The following is a 23,184-nucleotide window of genomic DNA, read 5'->3' as shown; positions in this document are numbered from 1 at the left end:
TAAACAAGGAGATGCGAAAAATTTTATTAGCGGAAGATGATCCAAATTTAGGTGAAATACTGAAGGATTATTTAGAATTAAAAGGAAAGTTCGATGTGAAGCTTTGCCAGGACGGGGAAGATGCTTTACGTGCTTTTAATAGGGATGAGTACGACTTGTGTATCTTTGATGTGATGATGCCCAAAAAGGACGGGTTTTCTTTGGGGAAAGAAATTAGGAAAACCAACCAAGAGATACCAATTATTTTTGCTACCGCTAAAGGAATGATGGAAGACAAGACCGAAGCATTTAATCTTGGTGGAGACGACTACATTACAAAGCCCTTTCGGGTGGAGGAGCTACTTTTACGCATTAACGCTTTGTTAAAGAGAAGTCTTTCTCAGGAGAGATCAGCGGAAGAAGAGCTTCCTGTTAATTTCAATTTAGGTGAATATGATTTTGATTATACCTCGCAAATAATCGCTCGTAATGGACAGCAACAGAAGCTTTCAACGAAAGAAGCGGAGCTCCTTAGAATGCTTTGTTTAAAGAAAAATGATGTGCTCACCCGAGAAGAAGCCTTGATAAAAATTTGGCATGATGATAATTATTTCAATGGAAGAAGCATGGATGTCTTTCTAAGTAAGTTAAGAAAATACCTCCGCGATGATCCAAAGGTCGAAATCGTTAATGTGCACGGTAAAGGGTACAAACTTTTAGTTGGCTAATGTAAGATTTCACCAACATGTTTCCTGATATTTTCTGTAATTTTCCCTAGAGGTAGATCATTTGAATCAGAACCAAAGGGATCCTCAATCTCTTCGGCAATCAGTTCAAGTGAGGTTAATACATAAAAGGTGAACACAGCTGCCGGTATTACAAAATACCCTAGGGAGAACACGAAGCCATAAGGAAGTGTAAGTACATATACGGAAATAAACTTCTTAATGAATGAGGTATAAGTAAATGGAATGGGGGTGTTTTTAATCCGCTCGCAAGCACCACAAATGTCAGTAAAAGAGAGCAATTCACCATTTAAAATAATGAGCTGATCGCCGGTTATTATACCTGTTTTGTAAAGCTCATTCGTCCGCTTAAAAATCATAGAGGAAACCTGATTTGGCCCATGTTTGTTCTCATCAAGTCCCCTAAATTCAGGATGGTCTATTTCATCAAGCATGAAACGAGTCTGATTCGATTGAAGATGTTCTCTTAGTGTACTGGCAAAAAGGGGAATGCTCTTTCTAAAAAAACTTCTATTCACGTGGTCTGTTATCGGAAGTAAGCTTTCTATGCGAAGAGCTAAATTCCTGCTATTGTTTGTTAGTTGCCCCCATAACTTACGCCCCTCCCACCAGCGATCGTAAGCAGTATTCGTTCTAAATACCAATAGTATAGATAAAACGAAACCTAATAAGCTATGCATGGTAGGAATGTTGCGTAACCAACTTTGAGACGAAATTTTCAAATATTCCATCTCTATATAAGCTATTGCCCATGAGTAGAGTGCCATCAGAATTAAAAAAGGATATAATTTTTTAATCGTTTCAGAACGATGGAAAGAGATTACAGAATGAATCCAGTCTTTTGGGTTATAAACAATCATTTCAATTAGTTCAATAGTAGTGACATTGTCGCCATAAAACTAATTAAAACAATAAAATGATGGCGCATTTTTTTCACTAATGTTAAAGATCAAATTTAATACCCTGTGCCAGTGGAAGTTTATCAGAATAGTTAATGGTATTAGTCTGTCGTCTCATATAGGCTTTCCAAGCATCGGAACCGGACTCTCGTCCACCACCTGTTTCTTTTTCGCCCCCAAAGGCACCGCCAATTTCAGCTCCTGAAGTTCCTATATTCACATTAGCGATTCCACAATCTGAACCATTAACTGATAAAAAATGTTCTGCCTCTCTTAAGTTCAAGGTCATGATCGAGGAGGAAAGACCTTGCGGAACATCGTTTTGAATATTAATTGCTTCTGCCAATGTACTATATTTCATGATATACAATATAGGAGCAAAAGTTTCGGTCTTTATAATGTTAAAACTAGGGTCTACTTCGGCAATACAGGGTTTAACATAACAGGATGATAAATAATCGCTGCCCTTAAGAATCCCTCCTTCAACAATGAATTTTCCTCCCTCTTTCTTACAATTATCTATAGCTATTAAATATTGTTGTACGGCCTCTTCATCGATTAAGGGCCCAACATGATTTGTCTCGTCTAAGGGATTACCAACTTTTAATTGCTGATAAGCCCTTATTAATCGGTTTTTGAAATCTTCATAAACCCCTTCTTGAATAATAAGCCTTCTGGTAGTTGTGCATCGCTGCCCTGCAGTTCCCACAGCACCAAAAACACTTGCCAAAAGCGCTGTTTCTAAATCTGCGTTTTCGGTAATTATGATTGCATTGTTGCCACCAAGCTCTAAAATAGTTTTTCCTAGACGTGTAGCAACGGTTTGCGCTACCGATCTACCCATTGCCGTAGATCCTGTTGCAGAAATGAGTGGAATGTTGACGTCTGAAGCTAACGATTTACCGAGACGAGCATCTCCTTGGATGACGGTAGAGATATGCTGTGAAATGCCATTTTTGGCTAGTACGTCTAGAACAATATTTTGACAGGCTAATGCGGTGATAGGTGTCTTTTCCGAAGGTTTCCAGATGCAAACATTGCCGCAGATCCATGCTATTGTAGCGTTCCAGCTCCAAACGGCGACCGGGAAGTTAAAAGCAGAAATAACGCCAACTATACCCAAGGGATGCCATTGTTCATACATTCTATGTTTGGGTCTTTCTGATTGCGTTGTGAGTCCGTAAAGTTGTCTACTTAGGCCAACAGCAAAGTCGCATATATCAATCATTTCCTGTACTTCACCATAGCCTTCCTGAAGGCTTTTACCCATTTCGTAAGAAACCAGTGTGCCAAGGTCTTTTTTATGTGACCTTAGGGACTCCCCTATCTGTCTAACAATTTCACCTCGCAGTGGCGCCGGAACTTGTTTCCACTCTTCAAAGGCTAACGCTGATTTTTTTACCTGTTCATGGTAGCTTGCCCCGTCTGTTATTGGAACAGAACCTATGAATTGACCATCTACAGGCGAAAAACTCTTAATAGATGTAGCGTTGTCTTCGGTGCCTGTATGGATATTTAAGCGTGTTAAAATAGGAGAGATATTTAGGACAGCCATATTTATATTTGGTGTTTTTTGTTTTCATGAATGAAATACAAACCTAAAGATAAAATTACGAAATAAGAAGTCATGTTGGCTCCAGGGGAAAATTGCATATAATAACAATTTTGCGTAAATTTGTAAGGAAGGATTAGTTGGATGTTTTATATCTGCAATAGGCCTCTGCTGGTGAGAATTAAAAGAATTAAGGATTACTTAACAAAAAACAACAATTTAAACACCTCAAGTACAGATGTTTGGGGGTTTAGGTGGTTTTTTGTGGAAAACTAAATTGTTAAAGTAATGGTTTAAGAAGTAATTTGAAGGCATAAATTCATCAGCAAGTGAAATAAGTTGAGCACTTTGTTGATTGTATTCAATCTTGATTCATTGCAGATAGTGTTTCTTTCATATTCATAAAGAGATATGATTTGGAGCTTAAAAGAGTAACTGACGTACTAATATTAAATGCGATGGAAGACGATTTTGACTTTGAATTTTCTGAAGACCCTAAGTTTTCAGTTGAACGTTATGAAGAGATGATTCGTAACGAAGATCAATATTTTTTCGATGCTCAGGCTTTTGAAGGAATTATTGATTATTATATGGAGAAAAATGATCCCATAAAAGCGCTTCAGGTAGTGGATTATGCGGTTAACCAACATCCGTTTGCTGCCGTTTTTTTTATTAAACAGGCTCAATTATATTCAATTACGAATCAAATAGATCTTGCTTTGAAGGCTTTAGATAAGGCAGAATTACTGGAGGCTTCCGAACCTGATATTTATTTGATTCGCGGTGGCATTTTAGGAAGTATAGATCGTTACGAAGAAGCAATAGAAAACCTAGAAAAGGCATTGTCTCTAACTGAAAGTCCTGATGAAATTTACCTTCAGATGGCCATGCTTTTTCAAAATAAGGGCGACTATGAACAGGCAGTAAAATACCTAAAAAAGAGTTTACAGGTAAATATGGAAAATCAAGAGGCTTTGTATGAACTGGCCTTTTGTTATGATGTGTTGGATAGACAAGAAGAAAGTATTAGTTTCTATCTTCAGTATATTGATAATGAACCTTACTCTTACGCTGCTTGGTATAATTTAGGAAATGCTTATCACAAGCTTAGCTTGTACGAAAAAGCTATTGATGCATACGATTATGCTATTTTAATAAAGGAAAACTTTGCATCGGCCTATTTCAACAAAGGAAATGCTTTGGTAAACCTAGATAGGTATTCGGATGCGATAGATGTTTATAAGCAAACATTTGAATATGAGCCACCGAGCGCTGAAACGTATTGTGCGATTGGTGAATGTTATGAGAAGCTCGAACAAATGGATGATGCGCGATCCTATTATAAAAAAGCGGTTAAAATTGACCCTAAACTGGGTGACGGATGGTTTGGCATTGGTGTTACGTTAGATTATGAAGAACGATACTTTGAATCCTTGCATTTTTATAAGAAAGCACTCGATATAGACGATCAAAATCCGGAATATTGGTTTGCGATTGCGGACGCCCGCTATAAACTAAAACAAATAAGTGAGGCAGAAGCCGCCTATGAGCGAGTTGTTGAGCTTAATCCATTGGATATTGAAGCTTGGTTGGACTACTCGTCGATATTATATGAACAAGAAAAATTAAGTCAAGCAATCGAGGTTATTTCTGAAGCTATTAAGAATAATCCGGATGCTGCCGAACTATATTACAGAATGGTTGCTTACATGTTCGCTTCGGGAAAATACACGGAGGCGCTTAATTACTTAGAATTAGCCCTTACCGCTGATCCCGAAAAATATCATATATTGTTTGAGTACCTTCCTCAATTGCAAGATAATAAGGTGATTCTCGAGATTATCAATAAATTTACACGCTAACATTACAATTAATCAACACGAAAGTATTACAGTGTTGATTTTTTTTTTCACCTTTGCATTCCTATGAACTTTGAGTTAAACAACATCCCAATCCGGACTCTCAAGCCAAGGAATAATGGGATAACGATGGTGATGGATAAAGGTATGAGCACAAGACAAGCCCAAGATTTTATCGAGGTAGGGGCTCCCCATACAGATATAGTTAAACTTGGTTGGGCAACATCCTTGGTTACTCCAAAGCTTGAAGAAAAACTACAGATTTATCGTGATGCGCAAATGCCTTTTTATTTTGGAGGAACCCTTTTTGAAGCTTTTTTGGTGAGAAATCAATTTGATGAGTATCGAAGAGTGCTAGACAGATTTAAAATGGAGTTTGCTGAAATTTCGGATGGTTCCATAGAATTGCCTCATGAGGAAAAATGCAAATACATTGATATCTTAAGTAAACAAGTAACCGTAATTTCGGAGGTAGGATCTAAGGATGATAAAAAAATTATTGCACCTTATCGTTGGATTGAACTGATAAAGGCCGAAATACAAGCAGGCTCCTGGAAAGTGATTGCTGAGGCAAGAGAGAGTGGTAATGTAGGGATTTATAGAGAAACAGGCGAAGTGAGGCAGGGCTTAATAGATGAAATTTTGACACAAGTGCCACAAGAATCTATTATTTGGGAAGCACCAATAAAGGCACAACAGGTTTGGTTCATAAAGTTAATAGGAAGCAACGTTAATTTAGGGAATATTGCTCCTCAGGAGGTAATTCCTTTAGAAACAATTCGTTTGGGTTTGCGTGGAGATACATTTAATCATTTTATCTCTATTTAAATATGGAGAATCAAAACATAGTTATTTTTCGCTTGTTACACAGCTGTTGTAGTGACATGTTTAATAAATTAAACAATTTTAGTTTTAGTGATGAAGAAATTTGGATTGATTGGATATCCGCTTAAGCACTCATTTTCCAAGCAATATTTTAATGATAAATTCGAAAAAGAAGGGCTAAAAGAGTATCATTATGAACTGCTTCCTCTTCAAAATATTAGTGATCTTCCGGATCTTTTAAAACAACAACCTGAGTTATGTGGGCTTAATGTTACTATACCCCACAAAATAGGTGTTATGTTTTATTTAGATAAAATATCACCAGAAGCAAAAGAGATTGATGCTGTAAACTGTATTAAAATTGTCAAGTCAAATCCTGTAGAATCCTTTTTTAGCGGTGAAATGTGTATGAAAAAGGTGCAACTAGAAGGGTATAATACAGATGTATACGGTTTTGAAGAATCATTAAAACCTCTTCTTAAGAAACACCATACAAAGGCATTAGTGTTGGGTAATGGAGGTGCTGCTAGAGCTGTTTTTTATGTGCTTAAGAAACTAGGAATTGATTATGAAGTTGTTTCTAGAAGAGCAAATGCTAAACAGTTTTCATATGAACAGCTAGACCGCGAGATTATTGAGGCACATACATTAGTTATTAATACTACGCCTTTAGGAACCTACCCGAAGATCGAGGAAAAGCCCGAAATACCGTACGAATATATCGGTAATAAACACTTGCTTTATGATCTGGTATATAATCCAGAAGAAACGGCCTTTTTAAAAGAAGGAAAAGAAAGAGGGGCTAAAATCAAAAATGGTTTGGAAATGTTGCATTTGCAGGCGGAAAAAAATTGGGATATCTGGAACTCGTGATACGGAATAAAAATAAATTTTAGAGAAATTAACGTGATTAACAGCATATACAGATCCTTTATCTTTTTATTGCTTACTGGATTGGCTGTTTCTTGCGCGAATGACTATGCTCCTAAACCCAGAGGCTATTTCCGCATTAAATTACCTCCCAAACAATATAATATTTATAATGGAGCTTGTAGTTTTGCTTTTGAATATCCCAAATATGCAAAAATAGAAATAGACACAGCGCCAAATGCCAAGCCATGTTGGATGGATATCGTCTTTCCCACATTTAATGCGCGTCTACACCTTAGTTACTATAAGATAACGTCCGAAACAGCCCTTAATGCATTGGTGGAAGATGCACATACATTTGCCTTTAAGCATACTGTAAAAGCTACGGCGATTGACGAAGCGCTCATATCAATGCCAGATCATCATATGTATGGGATTCTTTATTCCATTCAAGGAAACAGTGCATCATCTTCACAATTCTTTTTAACAGACAGTTCCAGAAATTATCTAAGAGGAGCGCTCTATTTTAATGAGAAACCTCAAACAGACTCGATACAACCGGTGTTAGATTTTTTGAAAGAGGATATATATGCAATGATTAAATCGGCAAGGTGGAAATAGACTTTTTTGACTATTTTACCTAAGTTTGCTTGTATTATGATACAAATAAAAAGGTTCGAGAATAATCCCTTTTCCGAAAACACTTATGTACTGTATGATCAGAGCAGTGCGTGCGTAATTATTGATGCGGGAATGTATACAGTGAAAGAAGAGTCGGAAGTAGCTGAATTTATTAAAACAAAGCAGTTAAAACCAACATTGCTTTTAAATACGCATTGCCATGTAGATCATGTTTTAGGAAATAAATTTGTATATGAACGTTATGGCCTTATACCGTACTTCCATGAAAATGAGGCTGCGGTTCTATCTGATGTACAGGTCCGTGCGCCTATGTTCGGATTAAGATATGAGCAATCCCCTATTCCGGAAGACTTTCTGAAGGCTGAGGGAGAAATTCGTTTTGGCGATAGTGTTTTACAGCTAATCTTTGCTCCTGGGCATTCGCCAGGTCACTTATGTTTTCATAGCCCCAAAGACAATATTCTTATTGGCGGAGATGTATTATTTAATGGAAGTATCGGCCGTACAGATTTACCTGGAGGCAATCACCAACAGTTATTAAAGAATATCAAGGAAAAGTTATATACTTTAGCCGATGATACCATTGTGTTTCCCGGACATGGCCCCGAAACAACCATTGGAAAAGAAAAGCTTAGTAATCCTTTTGTTCGAGGCTAAAGGTAAAAATATGAATACTGCTGTTTTTATTGCCAGGCGTTACCTATTATCAAAAAAATCAGTTAATGCTATCAATGTGATTTCGAGCATCAGTATGATCGGTGTGCTCGTTGCGAGTGGCGCCCTAATAATCATTCTGTCGGCTTATAACGGATTGGAAAACCTTGTGTTAAGTATGTACAGTTCCTTTACCTCTGAACTTAGAATAGAGCCAGTGGAAGGAAAAGTATTTAATGCAAATACGCCTGTATTTAAAAGAATAAAAGATGACCCCCGCATATTAGATTATAATAACATACTTCAAGAAAAAGTGCTGGTTAAATACCATGACTATCAATATATTGGAACCCTTAAGGGGGTGGATGTTAACTACGGCATAACTAAAGATATGGATAGTTTATTATGGGATGGCTCCTTTTTCTTAAAAGAAGGCGACTTAAATTATGCGGTATTAGGTGCAGCAGTCTTCAGCAATCTCGGGATTAGTTTAAATAATGTGATGACTGAAATAGAAATTTTCTCGCCGAATAAAAATGTAACAAATGCACTGAACCCAACAGAAGAATTTACGATGCGGAGCATTTCTCCTGCTGCGGTGTTTAAAGCACAACAACAACTAGATGATATTATCATGGTGCCTATTAATTTCGCGAGAGATGTATTAGGCGAATATGATGAAGTTTCTGCTATTGAGATTAATTTAAAAAATCGGAAGAATTTAAATAAGGTGAAGCGAGACTTGGAAGAAACCCTCGGTGAAAAATATTTAATAAAAACTAGAGTACAGCAAAATCCAGAGCTTTATAAGCTATTAAATACAGAGAAATGGGGGGTGTTTTTTATTTTAGCTTTTGTGCTGGTTATTGCAGCGTTTAATATTGTAGGCTCTTTAACGATGCTTGTTATTGATAAGCAAAAAGATGTATCTGTTCTCAATAGTTTAGGAGCCTCTAAACGATTAATTAAACAAATCTTTTTTTTCGAAGGAATGTTTATTTCTATGATTGGCTGTATTGGAGGACTATTGTTAGGTTGTTTTTTTTGCATTCTACAACAACATTTCGGTCTGGTTCGTATGGGTACAGAAAGCATCATTACTGACGTTTATCCTGTGTCAATGCGTTTGACGGATTTTTTACTTGTATTTTTTACCGTTGTACTTGTATCTGGAATTGCTTCAGCGATCTCTTCCCGGTTGAGTGTAAAAAATATGGAACAATTAAAGGGGGCAGAGTGAGATCCCTTTCTCAATAATTTCTATCTTTGTATAAGGTGACTATTCAACAAATTTTAGAACAATACAAGGAAAGCCAACAGGTTAACTCTTTAACAAAGGCCCTTCAAAATAAAAATACTCGGATCCAACTGCGAGGCTTAATTGGATCAGCAGATGCCATGGTCGCTGTTTCTTCCTATAACCTTCAACAGAGACCTTTCATTTTTGTGCTTCCCGATTATGAAGAGGCGGCATTTTTTTTAAGTGATTTAGAAGGGCTTTTAAATCGACAGGTTTTATTTTTTCCATCTTCTTATCGTAAATCATTCGATTTCACACAAGCAGATAGCTTGCATGTATTGCAGAGAGCTGAAACCTTGAACACGCTTACGCATATCTCTGAATTACCCAAAATGGTAGTGACTTATCCGGAGGCATTAGCCGAAAAGGTTATTAATCGTAACGAACTAATTAAAAATACACTTGAGATACTCGAGAATGCAAAACTGGATATCGATTTCATAAATGAGTTTTTAATTGAATATGATTTCGAAAGGGTTGATTTTGTGTTTGAGCCTGGCCAATTTGCTATAAGAGGTGGGATCGTTGATATATTTTCCTTTTCAAATGACTTGCCTTATAGAGTTGAGTTTTTTGGCGATTTAGTAGAAAGTATTCGGACTTTCGATACGGAAAACCAGCTCTCCGTAAACAAAATTCATACAGTAACAATTGTTCCCAATGTTCAAGCGAAGTTCTTAACTGAAAATAATATTTCATTATTGGAATTTATTGATCGTGAAGCAGCTATATGGATAAAAGATGTTCAATTTACAATAGATATAATACAGAAGGGGTATAAAGAGGCCACTAAATTATGGGCAGCCCTTTCTGCAACTGACAAAGAACATAATCCTGATTGGATTGATCCGAAATTTAGCTTTAGTGACAGCAAAATCTTGGCGAATATGTTACAGGATTTTCCAGTTGTGGAATTTGGAAAACAATTCTTCTATGAAGCAGATCATCAGATAAACTTTGAATATCGGCCTCAACCATCTTTTAATAAAGATTTCAATCTTCTTATACATAATATAAAGGAGAACGACACACGAGGAATGCATAATTATATCTTCAGCGATTCTCCTAAACAAATCGAACGACTTTTTGCGATATTGGATGATCTCGACAAGCAGGTAAAATTTACGCCAATAAACTTGGCTCTTCGAGAAGGATTTGTGGATGAAAATTTGAAATTAGTTTGCTATACGGACCACCAAATTTTTGATAGGTACTATAAATATAAACATAAAAAAGGGTATGCGCGCTCACAAGCTATTACCTTGAAGGAGCTAAAAGATTTAAAAACAGGTGACTATATTACACACATAGATCACGGTATAGGGAAATACGCTGGCTTGGAAAAAGTAGAGGTTAACGGGAAGATGCAAGAAATGATTCGTTTAGTTTACGCGGATAACGATCTACTCTATGTCAATATCAACTCATTAAATCGTATAAGTAAATACTCAGGAAAAGAAGGAACAGTGCCCAAAATGAATAAATTAGGCACAGATACCTGGGAAAAGCTGAAGAAAACCACCAAAAAAAAAGTTAAAGATATTGCCCGAGACCTGATAAAGCTCTATGCGCAACGTAAGGCACAAACAGGAAATGCTTTCCTGCCAGATACCTATTTACAAACGGAGCTTGAAGCATCTTTTATCTATGAAGATACGCCAGATCAGGAGAAGGCTACTGCAGATGTAAAGCGAGATATGGAGGCGCCCCATCCGATGGATAGGTTAGTATGTGGAGATGTAGGTTTTGGAAAGACCGAGGTAGCGATCCGAGCTGCTTTTAAATCGGTAGCCGATAGTAAACAGGTAGCCGTATTAGTTCCGACAACTATTTTGGCCTCGCAGCATTTCAGAACATTTTCGGAGCGATTAAAGAACTTTCCTTGTAACATCGATTATATAAATAGATTTAAAACAGCAAAGCAGATTAAAGAAACATTGCAGCGCTTATCAAGAGGAGAAGTTGACATCATCATAGGAACGCATAGACTGGTATCTAAGGACATTAAATTTAAGGATCTAGGGCTGCTAGTTATAGACGAGGAACAAAAATTTGGTGTTGGCGTGAAAGAGAAGCTAAAACAGCTTAGAGTAAATGTAGATACGCTTACACTTACGGCAACACCTATCCCAAGAACACTCCATTTTTCTTTAATGGGAGCACGTGATTTAAGTATAATTAGTACTCCTCCGCCAAATAGACAACCTGTTCAAACAGAACTCCATATATTTAATGAGAAATTAATTCAAGAGGCTGTTGCGTTTGAAATTAATAGGGGTGGACAGGTCTTCTTTATCCACAATAGGGTCCAAGACCTTAAGCAACTCGGGGGCATGATCACAAAGTTGGTGCCGCAAGCGCGTTGCGGTGTTGCCCATGGCCAACTGGAGGGGGATGCACTAGAAGATGTAATGCTTAAATTCATTAATAATGAATATGATGTTTTAGTGGCCACAACAATTATCGAAGCGGGGCTCGATATTCCTAATGCTAATACAATAATTATCAATCATGCACATATGTTTGGTTTGAGTGATTTGCATCAAATGCGTGGTCGGGTAGGGCGATCAAACAAAAAGGCATTTTGCTATCTCTTGAGTCCTCCGCTATCTACGCTAACTCCTGAAGCCCGTAAGAGATTAAGTGCAATAGAAGAGTTCAGTGAGCTAGGTAGTGGTTTTAACGTTGCGATGAGAGATTTGGATATAAGAGGAAGTGGCAATTTGTTAGGGGCCGAACAGAGTGGTTTCATAGCTGAAATTGGTTTCGAAATGTATCATAAAATATTAGATGAGGCTATTCAAGAATTGAAAGATGACGAGTTTGAAGGCTTATTTAAAGATGATAAAGTAAGAACATATGTTAATTTTACGCAGGTTGATACCGATTTAGAGGTCTACATACCCGATTCTTATGTTACCAATGTTGGAGAACGATACAATCTCTACAACCAGCTAGCGGAATTGAAAGATGAAGATGAAATTGCAGTGTTTGAGAAAGAATTGAGAGATCGATTCGGACCTGTTCCTCTGCCAGTTAAGGAATTGATGAATACATTACGATTGCAGTGGTATGGAAAGAAAATTGGTTTTGAGAAAATTTCTTACAAAAAGAACATATTAAGAGGCTATTTTATTAGTAACAAGAAGTCGCCTTACTTTGAAAGTGAACAATTTGGGAGCGTGTTGCAATTTGTACAGCAAAACCCGTCTATTTGTAATCTTAAAGAAGTGAAAGGCAGCTTACGGATAGGTTTTGAAAGAATTCAAAGTGTTGATGAAGCAGTGTTACTTTTACAAGAGCTAGCTAATTAATTGATATGGAACAAGCAAATGAAACACTTAGTGAACTTATAAGCCAAAAAATGCCTTTTGGAAAATATAAAGATTGGCCAATTTATCGTCTACCTGAAAGTTATCTGGTTTGGTTTCATAATAAAGGATTTCCAAAAGGAAAGCTAGGGGGGTTATTAGCCACGATGTACGAGATTAAATTGAATGGATTAGAATATTTATTAAAACCTTTAGAAAATAAGTTTTCTTCCAACAAATAGAAATTTTACTTGTTATGTAATAATCGAATTCAGGTTAATACAAACAGAAAGGCTATGATTCAACTGAAAGTAATATTAGGAAGCACCAGAGAAGGTAGAAAAGGTATTTCTGTTGCTAATTGGGTATATGAAGCCGCCAAAAAACGTACTGTATTTGAAACTGAATTTATTGACCTCAAAAGTATAAATTTGCCTTTTATGGATGAGCCAGAACACCCTCGTTTCCAAAAATATACGCAACAGCATACAAAAGATTGGAGCAAAAAAATAGAAGGGGCAGATGCTTTTATTTTTGTGACACCCGAATATAATTACGGGATGCCAGCGCCACTAAAAAATGCAATAGATTATTTAGTTAAAGAATGGGCGTTCAAACCAGTAGCCATGGTCGGCTATGGAGGGATCGTGGGGGGAACGCGTTCTATTCAACAACTTAAACAGGTTACTAATGTACTTCAAATGTTTCCCTTTGATGGCCTTTTATTACCGAATTTTACCAAACAAATAAACGAAGAAGGCATTTTTGCTGCAACCGAGGGAAATGAAAAGGCAGTTGAATTGATGTTTGCTCAGCTGGAAAAGCTGCATAAGACGCTTGTAGACTTAAGATAACCTACCTTATCATTAATTAACCCTCGTCTAGTGCATGATGGAGAAAAAGTTTAAAGTCGTACATAGCAGTTATGGGCTTCAATATCGATTCAATGGCATTTTTAGACATGAACTCGTTATCACTAAAAGAATGACTTGCAGTAAAGCTCTTTAGTTTTAAAAATTCGATTTCAGGATGATCCACTTCGTATCCAGAGGGAGCCTTTTTCAGCTTATCTTCCTGATTTAACGTGCAAAGCTCTCTAAAATTTGAAGCATTTATAATATCTCTGAACTGTTTACCATTATAGTCAATTTCTTGCCTGATGGCAGCCAGGTGATCTTTCTCTGGCCTCCAATATCCTCCCGCAACAAAGGAGTTTTCCGGCTCAATGTGTAAATAGTATTCGGGTCCATTTAGTTTTCTGCCTGCTACTGAGATTCCAGCGCCAAACCAGTGTTTATATGGCGTTTTATCTTTACTAAATCTTGTGTCTCTATATATTCTGAAAAGGCATTTGGATGTAGGGATATCCTCGCTTATGTAGCGGTCAACTTTTGCTAACTGAATTATAAATGCTGTAACAAAAGCTTTAACGTTTTCATGAGCTAAATCATACGCTTCTTTATTAGCCTGAAACCATTCTCTATTGTTGTTCTCTCTTAATTGTTTGAGAAAAATAAATGTTGAAGGTGATATCTGCATCAATGTAATATTTGTTGGAGCGCCCTGTCTGTTTCTGAGACAGGGCGCTTATTAAAAATCATCGTGTTACCAAAATAACAAATAAAGGGCAGCAACTATCCCTATTATCAAAATTGCTCCTACGGCGAAACCTGAATGTACTTTGAACATTTTAGTATCTACCTCTAAACCTTTAGGTACGACACCTGCACGGTTTTCTAAGATAGAAATGATATACATTGCTAAAATACATATAATAAAGACAAAACCCATCCGGTCAATAAATGGAATCTCGTATACACCTTCTGCATTTTTTACAGCAAATCCAAAGGGATGTAAGAAAGAAAGATTCACCATATTAGGTAAGAATTTAAATAATACGGAAAGGATGAAGCCTCCTACTGTTGCAAACATAGCAGCAGAAGATGTTGCTTTTTTCCAGAAAAAGCCCAATATAAACATGGCAAAGATACCTGGGGAAACAAAACCAGTATATTCTTGAATATATTGAAATCCTCCCTTTTTATCAATTCCTAAATGAGGTGAAATAAGGATAGCTAGGAACATAGAAATAATGATAGTGGCTTTTCCCACGTTTACTAATTTCTTTTCAGAAGCTTCAGTGTTAAAGATCTTTTTATACACATCGAGCGAAAAGATCGTTGCAATACTATTGGCTTTTCCTGCTAAGGATGCAACAACTGCCGCAGTTAAGGCCGCAAAAGATAGACCTTTCAACCCAGTGGGTAATAGGTTTAATAACACGGGATAGGCATGATCTGGATTGACTCCACCGTCTTGCAGCATTTCTTCTTGGAAATAACCTTCTTTGTATAAAATATACGCCGCTATTCCAGGTAGTACAACAATTACAGGCATTAATAGTTTGAGTCCAGCTGCAAACAGCAGACCCCCACGTGCGGTTTTTAAATCTGCTCCAAGAGCTCTTTGCGTTATATATTGATTACAACCCCAATAGTTTAAATTTACTATCCATAAACCGCCAATTAATACCGATATGCCGGGAAGATCTAGGTAGTTTTCATTATCTTTTGAGAAAATCATCTCAAAATGATCTGGCGCGTGATCGTACATCAAACCAAGCCCCTTTAATGCTCCTTCGGCGCCAAAATGATCTGAAACAAGGTTTAAAGCGATATAGGTTGTCGCTAATCCACCGAGTATTAAAAAGAAAACTTGAATAACATCTGTAAAACCAATTACCTTCATCCCTCCAAGTGTGATGATAATGGCGAAGACAGCGAGAGCATAGATGCAGAAAGTAAAATTTATGCCTGATATACTGGACACCGCTAAGGCCCCTAGGTATAAAATCGATGTTAAGTTAACGACAACATACAATAGTAACCAAAAAACTGCCATAACAATGCTTACGGTACTATTATAGCGTTGATTTAAAAACTGCGGCATTGTATATATTTTATTCTTTAAATAAACAGGAATAAAAAATACGCCCACAATTATGAGTGTAATTGCAGCCATCCATTCGTAAGCAGCAATCGCTAAGCCCATCTTAAAGCCAGAACCGCTCATTCCAATGAATTGTTCAGCAGAAATGTTAGAAGCTATAAGTGATGCTCCGATAGCCCACCAGGTAAGAGATCCTTCAGCAAGAAAGTAATCCTTAGAATCGGCGGTAAGTGATTTTTTCTTGTTATACACCCAATAGCCGTAAACAGCTACTATTAGAAAGTAGAAGAGAAAAACAATGTAGTCAGTTGTGTGTAGGGTTTTCATTGGTTTTTTATGATTGTTTTATTTAATTACGTCAAACCTATAAGTGGTTTGTGATTTATATGTTTCATTAGCTTTTAAATGTGTAGAGGGAAAGTTAGGATGGTTTGGTGAATCGGGAAAATGTTGTGTTTCAAAGCAAAATGCATGTTGCTTAAAGTAATGTGCTCCCGTTTTGCCAATATCTTTTCCGGTTAGTGCATTGCCCGTATAAAACTGGATACCCGGTTCTGTGGTGAGTACTTCCAGTTTGATACCACTTTTATTTGAATAGGCTGTGGCAACAACTTGTTTACCATCGCAAAGGTTAGGCATAATAACAAAAGTGTGATCATATCCTCCCCCCCCACTTTCCAATTGCGTATCTTTTTTAAATATATCTTTAACAATTACTTTTGCCTTTCTAAAATCAAAAGGGGTATCAGCGACCGTACTGATTTGTCCGGTTGGAATCTGTTGATCATTGATTGGAATGTAGTGATCAGACTTTAGCTCTACTATATGATCGAGCACATCCCCCTTTCCTTCTCCGTCAAGATTAAAGTAAGCGTGATTGGTCAAGTTAATAATCGTATCCTTGTCAGTAGTGGCTTGGTAGCTAATCTCGATTTCATTGTTGTCAGTTAACAGATAACTAACAGATGTATTTAATGTTCCTGGAAATCCCTCTTCACCATCGGGTGAAACATAATAAAAAGTGACTTGATTGGGATTATTTAAACGCCTGTCCCAAATTTGGCTGTGGAATCCAGTTTTTCCACCATGAAGAGCATTGCAACCATTATTGGGCGCAATGCTGTAAGCGGTGTAATTTAATATAAAACGGCCGTTTGAAATACGATTACCATAACGTCCAATTGTAGCGCCATGATAAATCTCATCTGCAGCAAAATATTTGTCAATCGAGTTAAAACCTAATACAACATCTGTTGAAACACCATTTTTATCAGGCACAATGATACTGACGATCCGTGCACCATAATTTGTTAGTGCCACCTGCATTCCCCGATTGTTTTTTAATATAATGAGTGCAGTGCTTTTATTTTTCTGCTTTTTTTTAAAGTTGTTCAGAATAGGAAGCGTATAATGAACCATTTTAATTTTCTCCTTGATTAGCAATGCTAGTACCTTTATTTATTTCAGCAATATAAAAAGGGATATCAACACCCGTTTTTTTCTTGTATAGTGAAACTATTTCTTTGGCTATATCTTCTACTTTATCGGCTTTCACTAAATTTATGGTACATCCACCAAACCCTCCTCCCATCATACGAGCTCCTAAGACATCCGGATTATCTTTTACAAGCTCTACTAATAAGTCAAGTTCCTTACAACTTACTTCGTATAGGTGTTGTAGACCTTCATGTGTTTCAAACATCCGCTTTCCAAAAGAGCTGAAATCGTCTTTTTTCAAGTCTTCGCATGCCTGTTTTAATCTATCTATTTCAGATACAATATAAGAGCATCTGTTGTAGATTACTTGGCTCACCGGTTTAACATAAGTTAATAGCTGACTTTCTGTTGCCTCCCTTAAGCTTTTCACTTCTGGATGATGCGCACTAATAAGCCTTACGCCTTCTTCACACTGCTGTCTACGTTCATTATAGGCAGATGAAGCTAAAGAGTGCTTAACTTGTGTGTCCAGAAGGAGAATTTTAATATCTGTAGTATTAAATGGGATATATTCATAAGAATAGTCAGCACAATCTAGTTTTATAAGATGCTGTTCTTTGCCAAAAACACTTGCAAATTGATCCATTAGACCACAATTTACACCTACAAATTGATTTTCAGCAGCTTGTGAAAAAAGAGCAATATCCAATTTCGGAATATTTAAATTGAATAACTCACTGAGAGCGAAAGCAGTAGCACATTCTAGCGCTGCTGAAGAAGATAATCCAGCACCTTGGGGAATGTCTCCAGTGAAAGCGATGTCAAAACCCTCTGTGATTGCGTAGTTATTTAATTGAAGCTGTTCTATTACCCCCAGAATATAATCAGGCCACAATTTTTCCGTCTTCTTTATATTATCAAGTGATGTTTCATATGAGTCATTCAAATCAAGTGAATGTAGTCTTATCCTGTTGCTTTTATTTTTTGCGATCGCAACAAAAACGTTTTTGTTAATTGCAGCAGGTAATACTAAGCCATTATTATAATCGGTATGCTCACCTATTAAGTTTACTCTGCCAGGTGATCTAACAATAAGTGGTTCATGTTGAAATATATCGAAGAAGGATTGCTTGAGGTTAACGGCTTTAGTCATGCTTTTGTTTATAAAGATTTTAATTTGTAAATGTATTGGATGGAATAATAAAAAGCAAATAGAATTGTGTGAAAAATACACTATTCTGTCTCAATCTATAATAATGAAATTGTTTTGTATCCAAGAAAAACTCTTTTGACTGTAAAAATATCTTCCAAATAAACTAAAGCTAACAATTTTAAATAAAATTATTAATCTCATTGTCAGTTAGTTATGTGTTGTTAAGTCTTTTGCAAGCTACTATGTATTGCATAATACCTAACAAAACATATATCTTTGTAATATGATAGTAGAAAATACACAGACCCAAATGAGGAAAGGAATACTGGAATACTGTATTCTTTCAATAATTTCCCGAGGGGAGATTTATGCCTCAGATATCATTGGTGAGCTGAAAGCAGCACGCTTACTGGTGGTGGAGGGTACACTATATCCTCTGTTAACCAGGCTTAAAAATAATGAATTACTTAGTTATATATGGAAGGAATCCAGTTCCGGCCCACCAAGAAAATATTATCAGATAACGCCGGCCGGGACGGATGTGCTAAAAGCCTTAGACGATACATGGAATGAATTAGTATTTGCGGTAAACCGATCTACTGCAAATCCGCAGAAAATGGAAGAACAAAAAGATATCAACCTTTAATATAAAAATAAGTCATGAATAAAACAATAATCATCAATATAAACGGCATTGTTTTTCATATAGAAGAAGATGCTTATGAAATACTTCGATCTTATATGATTGATGTAAAAAAACACTTCGCTAATACAGAGGGGAGCAATGAGATTGTTGGGGATATTGAGAATAGAATTGCAGAAATGTTTAGTGAGCGGGTTACAGCCGGCAAGAAAGAGGTGATCACCATGCTGGATGTGAATGAAGTTTGTGCTCAAATGGGAAGAGTAAGCGATTTCGATGTTGATATGGATCAAGAAGAACAAGCAAGGAAAGAATCTTTCTATGAAACAGGATCAGCAGATACCCGAAAGCTTTTTAGAGACCCAGACGACAAAGTTTTTGGCGGGGTTTGTGCTGGATTAGGGCACTATTTGGATATAGAGGCTCTATGGATACGCTTGGCTATGGTGCTGTTATTTATCGTTGCGGGAACTGGATTTTTGATATATATAATATTGTGGATTGTTGTCCCTATAGCGAAAACGCGTGCTGATAGAATGGCGATGCGAGGCGAAGCGCCTAATCTGCAAAATTTTAAAAGAAATTTTGAGGAGGAAATGGAGGGTCTCCGGGGAAATTTTACTATGGCCGGGGAAAGAATTAAACCCGGCCTAAACAGAATGGGTGATGGAATAGAGCAGCTGGTGTCTTTTATAGGGAGGGTCTTTAAAGGATTTTTTAAGATATTGGGGGTGTTTATTATTTTTATGCTCTGTGTTTCACTAGTAGCATTGTTATTTTGCATATTAACGCTTGGCTTTTGGGGTGATGGAGTTTCAGGTTTTGGCCCCGAAGGACCTACTTGGTTTATCGATGAACAATTTCTTACAGGAGGTTTAGTCGCAGCGTTCCTGGTAGTCGCCATTCCGCTTGTCGCGCTCATCTCTCTTGCTGTCAGAATAATTTTTCACAGAAGCTTCATTGGGAATTATGTAGCATTTACATTATTGATTGTTTGGTTAACTGCTGCAGGATTTATAGGTTATTATGGTGTTAAAACAGCCGAAGATTTTGCTGAGGATGCTACGGTGGTTCAAGAGCGAACGTTAAGTCCTTACCCTCAATATTATTTGGAAGTGAACGATGTCAATATGATCAAAAAGGTAGACACGATGTCTAAGGATTTAGATTCTATTAGTACCATCATTAGATTGAATAAGAGAAAGGGAAAATTTAAGAATATGCGATCTGTTGACATTAATATAATAAAGGCGGAGACGGGTATGCAGGCAAAGCTTATTCAGGAGTATAGAGCTAGTGGAAGAGATTTTGATGTAGCGGCTAGAAGAGCTGAACGCATGCGTTACGAAATGAACCAACACCAAGAACATTTAACTTTCGATAGCCACGCAACACTTCCCAAAGGCGAGCTCATGCGAGATCAGGAAGTAAATATTAAGATGTTATTGCCAGTAGGTTCTAAATTATACATAAGTAATGAATCTGATCGATATATAAGAAACCTTCCGACATGGCAATGTAGAGATCTATATCCTGAAAGCGAAAGAGACGGGTATACTGAATGGATTATGACAGAAGATGGTTTAAAATGTACAGCAATAGAACGAGAGGAACTTGAAAAAGAAAAAAATAAAGACACCATGTTGGATGCGGACAGTGTAAAAGTTAAAAAAGACAGTGATTAGCGACATTTTTAAGCCCTTATAAAAAGATTGATATTTAAATACTCTAATTCTGAATATGTAAATTAGCCGGAAAAATGTTTATATGAGTATTGACACGCTTTATGATGCTTTTGTTAAAAGCCCAAAAATTTCTACTGACACGCGAAAGATTGTGCCAGGATCGATCTTTTTTGCTCTAAGAGGAGCAAATTTTAACGGGAATGAATACGCGGAGCAAGCCTTAGCGCTCGGGGCTGTCCATGCGGTTATAGATGATATATCCTATAAAAAGGACGATCGATATATTCTTGTAGAGAATGTATTGGAGGCCCTACAGCAGCTAGCCGAACATCATAGAAGTAAGCTTAATATTCCAATAATTGGCATAACCGGGACCAATGGGAAAACAACGACTAAAGAATTATTACATGCCGTATTATCCGTTAAATTTAAAACCTATGCGACAAAAGGAAATTTAAATAATCATATAGGAGTGCCCTTAAGCATTTTGGATATCACGTCCGACATCGAAATCGCAATTATAGAAATGGGCGCGAATCATGTAGGTGAGATTGCATTTTTGTGTGAAATAGCAAAGCCAACATTGGGATTAATAACGAATGTAGGGAAAGCACATTTAGAAGGTTTTGGAAGTTTTGATGGCGTTAAAAGAGCGAAGGGGGAGTTATATGATTGGTTGGAGAAAAGTGGTGGTGTACTTTTTCTACAAGCGGATAATAACCTATTATTAAATATGGCCAATAATAGATCATTTAAAGAAATTATTACATACGGCTATAATCAGGGAAATCATATTAGTGGTAATCTTGTTTCGTCTAACCCTACTATCGCGCTATTGTGGAGTAGCATGAAGGCTAATGGTTGTAAAGAAGAAAAAGTGCAAACGAACCTTACTGGATCGTATAATATGGAGAATGTTTTGGCAGCAATAGCTGTGGGGCTTCATTTTAGCTTGAATTGTGACGAAGTTCATAAAGGCTTAATAAGTTATATGCCAACAAATAATCGATCTCAGATTAGTGAAACTGCAAATAATACGGTTATTTGCGATTATTATAATGCAAATGCTAGTAGCATGTCTGCTGCTTTAGAAAATCTCGAAAATTTAACAGCTGATAATAAAGCGGTGATACTGGGGGATATGTTTGAGCTTGGGAAAGAGTCTGCAACCGAACATAATCGGATTGTACAGCTAGTGAATGCCATGCATTTAAATAGGAAAATATTTATTGGACACGAATTTTATGAGCAAAGAGACAATGTTGAGCACGATGATTCGGAATTTTATAATTCAGCAGACGAAGCAATTCAAGCGTTAAAAAAAATGCCTTTGAAAGGGTCGCTTGTTTTGCTAAAAGCCTCACGGGGGATGGCCTTTGAAAAGTTGGTAGCATTCCTGTAAGGATAAATCAGCCGATTGCGCTAACTTAATTTAGAAAAAGAATCGATGATGCTCCGCAACAAAGGTTAGCATAATGCATTTAGAGAGACTATGATATATAGGTGTCAGAAAGGCACTAATAAAAACCAGCATATAGTAACTTTATCTAATAAAAAGCAATTGTTCTGATGAAAATTAACAAATTTTTTTGGTTTTGTAGTGGCGTACATATACCCACACTATTAAAATCTCCTTCAGAGTACAGTAAGTATTTCGGCATTGGAGCAACCATATTTTTTACAGGATTGTTTGCTGCTTTAGCAGGAGCTTATGCGATGTATTTTGTTTTTAGTGGAAATACATTCGCGATATTTACGTCCGCAATTTTTGGATTGATTTGGGGGCTTGCGATATTTAATATGGATCGCTACATTGTTTCCTCTATTAATAAGGATACATCACCGACTAAACAATTTTTACAAGCAACACCTAGAATTGCTTTGGCTATTCTAATTGGCATAGTAATTTCAAGACCTTTAGAACTTAAGATATTCGATAAAGAAATTTCAGAACAACTAAAGGCCAATTACCTTCAATTGCAGCGTTCCAAAATCGATACTTTAAATGTAACATTTGACCATAAGTACAAGATTGAACTTGATAAATTATATCTACTAAGAAAAGAAAGTGATTCTTTACAAAATAGACTAAAGGCAGATCGACAAAAGCTGAATTATGAGATTTTTGGAGAAAAAACGACGGAAACTTCAGGAATGATGGGCTACGGCCCGTATGCTAAGCGTAAGGAAGAAGACTTAGATAATAGAGAACAGCATTTTAATAGATTGCAGCAGCGGATAGATGCGCAAGAACGCTTTATTAGCGAACGAAAGAAAATAGATGGGCTTTTTGACGAACGATTAGTTACAGGAAAAGAGTTAGATAGCTTAGTTAAGCTAGCCGGTTTTGCCGATAGAAACGCTGCGTTGGAGCAATTAAAATATTTAGAGAACGGAAAAGTCAATCCTAGTACCTATTGGGCAATTAATTTTATAGGACTACTTTTTATCTTTTTTGAATGTTTGCCTGTATTTGTAAAATTAATGAGCAGACAAGGGGCTTATGATCTCCTTATTAAGGATCAAGAAGACGTTATTATATATCAGTCGGATAGAGATAAGCAAGCGGAAATGTCAGCCTCAGATCAGGTATACGAAAAAAATATTCAGCTAAGAGCACAAAGGTTACAAAATGAAATGGAGCTCAATAAAGCATTGTTCTAAATAATATTATTAGGAC

The 23,184-nt window shown here is 36.8% G+C and carries 20 protein-coding genes; 14 read left to right on the top strand and 6 right to left on the bottom strand.

The genetic code is table 11. From position 1 onward, the window contains the following. Positions 1–11: 11 nt before the first annotated feature. Complete coding sequence (locus BMY50_RS14980; protein ID WP_093326195.1) at positions 12–707, top strand: response regulator transcription factor; 696 nt, start codon at positions 12–14, stop codon at positions 705–707. Here BMY50_RS14980 and BMY50_RS14975 read toward each other — a convergent pair. Then, on the bottom strand, positions 704–1,585 hold the full coding sequence (locus BMY50_RS14975; protein WP_093326193.1) for a bestrophin family protein: 882 nt from the start codon (positions 1,583–1,585) through the stop codon (positions 704–706). The genes BMY50_RS14980 and BMY50_RS14975 overlap by 4 nt on opposite strands. Before the next feature lie 82 nt (positions 1,586–1,667). After that, positions 1,668–3,179: an L-piperidine-6-carboxylate dehydrogenase gene (amaB, locus tag BMY50_RS14970; protein ID WP_093326191.1), complete on the bottom strand. Its 1,512-nt coding sequence runs from the start codon at positions 3,177–3,179 to the stop codon at positions 1,668–1,670. Positions 3,180–3,634: 455 nt separating this feature from the next. On the opposite strand from amaB, the gene BMY50_RS14965 reads away from it, so the two are divergent. The 9 genes from BMY50_RS14965 (at position 3,635) to BMY50_RS14925 (ending at position 13,491) form a co-directional block, all read left to right on the top strand. Continuing rightward, positions 3,635–5,038, top strand: a complete 1,404-nt coding sequence (locus tag BMY50_RS14965; protein WP_093326188.1) for a tetratricopeptide repeat protein — start codon at positions 3,635–3,637, stop codon at positions 5,036–5,038. Between the two features lie 63 nt (positions 5,039–5,101). After that, positions 5,102–5,863, top strand: a complete 762-nt coding sequence (locus tag BMY50_RS14960; RefSeq protein ID WP_093326186.1) for a phosphosulfolactate synthase — start codon at positions 5,102–5,104, stop codon at positions 5,861–5,863. A 90-nt stretch (positions 5,864–5,953) separates the two neighbouring features. Then, positions 5,954–6,733 carry a shikimate dehydrogenase family protein gene (locus tag BMY50_RS14955; protein WP_093326182.1) on the top strand — a complete coding sequence of 260 codons (780 nt, stop codon included), beginning with the start codon at positions 5,954–5,956 and terminating at the stop codon, positions 6,731–6,733. A 33-nt stretch (positions 6,734–6,766) separates the two neighbouring features. Continuing rightward, positions 6,767–7,351, top strand: a complete 585-nt coding sequence (gldD, locus tag BMY50_RS14950; RefSeq protein ID WP_093326176.1) for a gliding motility lipoprotein GldD — start codon at positions 6,767–6,769, stop codon at positions 7,349–7,351. Between the two features lie 36 nt (positions 7,352–7,387). Next, positions 7,388–8,029 (top strand): MBL fold metallo-hydrolase, encoded by a 642-nt coding sequence (locus BMY50_RS14945; RefSeq protein WP_093326173.1) that lies wholly within the window; start codon positions 7,388–7,390, stop codon positions 8,027–8,029. 10 nt (positions 8,030–8,039) lie between these two features. Next, positions 8,040–9,266 (top strand): ABC transporter permease, encoded by a 1,227-nt coding sequence (locus BMY50_RS14940; RefSeq protein ID WP_093326170.1) that lies wholly within the window; start codon positions 8,040–8,042, stop codon positions 9,264–9,266. Positions 9,267–9,301: 35 nt separating this feature from the next. Next, positions 9,302–12,640, top strand: coding sequence for a transcription-repair coupling factor (gene mfd, locus BMY50_RS14935; RefSeq protein ID WP_093326168.1), 3,339 nt, complete (start codon positions 9,302–9,304; stop codon positions 12,638–12,640). A gap of 5 nt (positions 12,641–12,645) precedes the next feature. Further along, positions 12,646–12,879, top strand: a complete 234-nt coding sequence (locus BMY50_RS14930) for a DUF3820 family protein (RefSeq protein ID WP_093326165.1) — start codon at positions 12,646–12,648, stop codon at positions 12,877–12,879. Between the two features lie 54 nt (positions 12,880–12,933). Beyond that, positions 12,934–13,491 carry an NADPH-dependent FMN reductase gene (locus BMY50_RS14925; RefSeq protein ID WP_093326163.1) on the top strand — a complete coding sequence of 186 codons (558 nt, stop codon included), beginning with the start codon at positions 12,934–12,936 and terminating at the stop codon, positions 13,489–13,491. A 16-nt stretch (positions 13,492–13,507) separates the two neighbouring features. Here BMY50_RS14925 and BMY50_RS14920 read toward each other — a convergent pair whose 3' ends face one another. From BMY50_RS14920 to BMY50_RS14905, 4 genes are all read right to left on the bottom strand, one after another. Continuing rightward, entirely contained in the window at positions 13,508–14,176 is a 669-nt protein-coding gene (locus BMY50_RS14920; protein WP_093326160.1) for a DUF2461 domain-containing protein, read from the bottom strand. Positions 14,177–14,242: 66 nt separating this feature from the next. Next, positions 14,243–15,913 (bottom strand): sodium/sugar symporter, encoded by a 1,671-nt coding sequence (locus tag BMY50_RS14915; RefSeq protein ID WP_093326155.1) that lies wholly within the window; start codon positions 15,911–15,913, stop codon positions 14,243–14,245. 18 nt (positions 15,914–15,931) lie between these two features. Beyond that, positions 15,932–17,005 carry an aldose epimerase family protein gene (locus BMY50_RS14910; RefSeq protein ID WP_093326153.1) on the bottom strand — a complete coding sequence of 358 codons (1,074 nt, stop codon included), beginning with the start codon at positions 17,003–17,005 and terminating at the stop codon, positions 15,932–15,934. 1 nt (position 17,006) lies between these two features. Then, the gene (locus tag BMY50_RS14905) at positions 17,007–18,176 is read right to left on the bottom strand and encodes a galactokinase (protein WP_093326151.1); all 1,170 of its coding nucleotides are present in this window, start codon (positions 18,174–18,176) and stop codon (positions 17,007–17,009) included. A 283-nt stretch (positions 18,177–18,459) separates the two neighbouring features. Here BMY50_RS14905 and BMY50_RS14900 point away from each other — a divergent pair, with 283 nt between their 5' ends. The 4 genes from BMY50_RS14900 to BMY50_RS14885 all read left to right on the top strand — a co-directional run bounded on the left by BMY50_RS14900 (position 18,460) and on the right by BMY50_RS14885 (position 23,168). Next, positions 18,460–18,822, top strand: a complete 363-nt coding sequence (locus BMY50_RS14900; protein WP_093326148.1) for a PadR family transcriptional regulator — start codon at positions 18,460–18,462, stop codon at positions 18,820–18,822. Positions 18,823–18,836: 14 nt separating this feature from the next. Continuing rightward, positions 18,837–20,504: a PspC domain-containing protein gene (locus tag BMY50_RS14895; RefSeq protein ID WP_093326145.1), complete on the top strand. Its 1,668-nt coding sequence runs from the start codon at positions 18,837–18,839 to the stop codon at positions 20,502–20,504. Positions 20,505–20,586: 82 nt separating this feature from the next. Next, complete coding sequence (locus tag BMY50_RS14890) at positions 20,587–21,906, top strand: UDP-N-acetylmuramoyl-tripeptide--D-alanyl-D-alanine ligase (RefSeq protein ID WP_093326142.1); 1,320 nt, start codon at positions 20,587–20,589, stop codon at positions 21,904–21,906. A 167-nt stretch (positions 21,907–22,073) separates the two neighbouring features. Next, complete coding sequence (locus BMY50_RS14885; protein ID WP_238383782.1) at positions 22,074–23,168, top strand: DUF4407 domain-containing protein; 1,095 nt, start codon at positions 22,074–22,076, stop codon at positions 23,166–23,168. Positions 23,169–23,184 lie beyond the last annotated feature (16 nt).

The organism is Olivibacter domesticus (genome assembly GCF_900109575.1).
GTDB classification, from domain to species: Bacteria; Bacteroidota; Bacteroidia; order Sphingobacteriales; family Sphingobacteriaceae; genus Olivibacter; species Olivibacter domesticus.
This window is presented reverse-complemented; position numbering and strand designations above follow the sequence as displayed.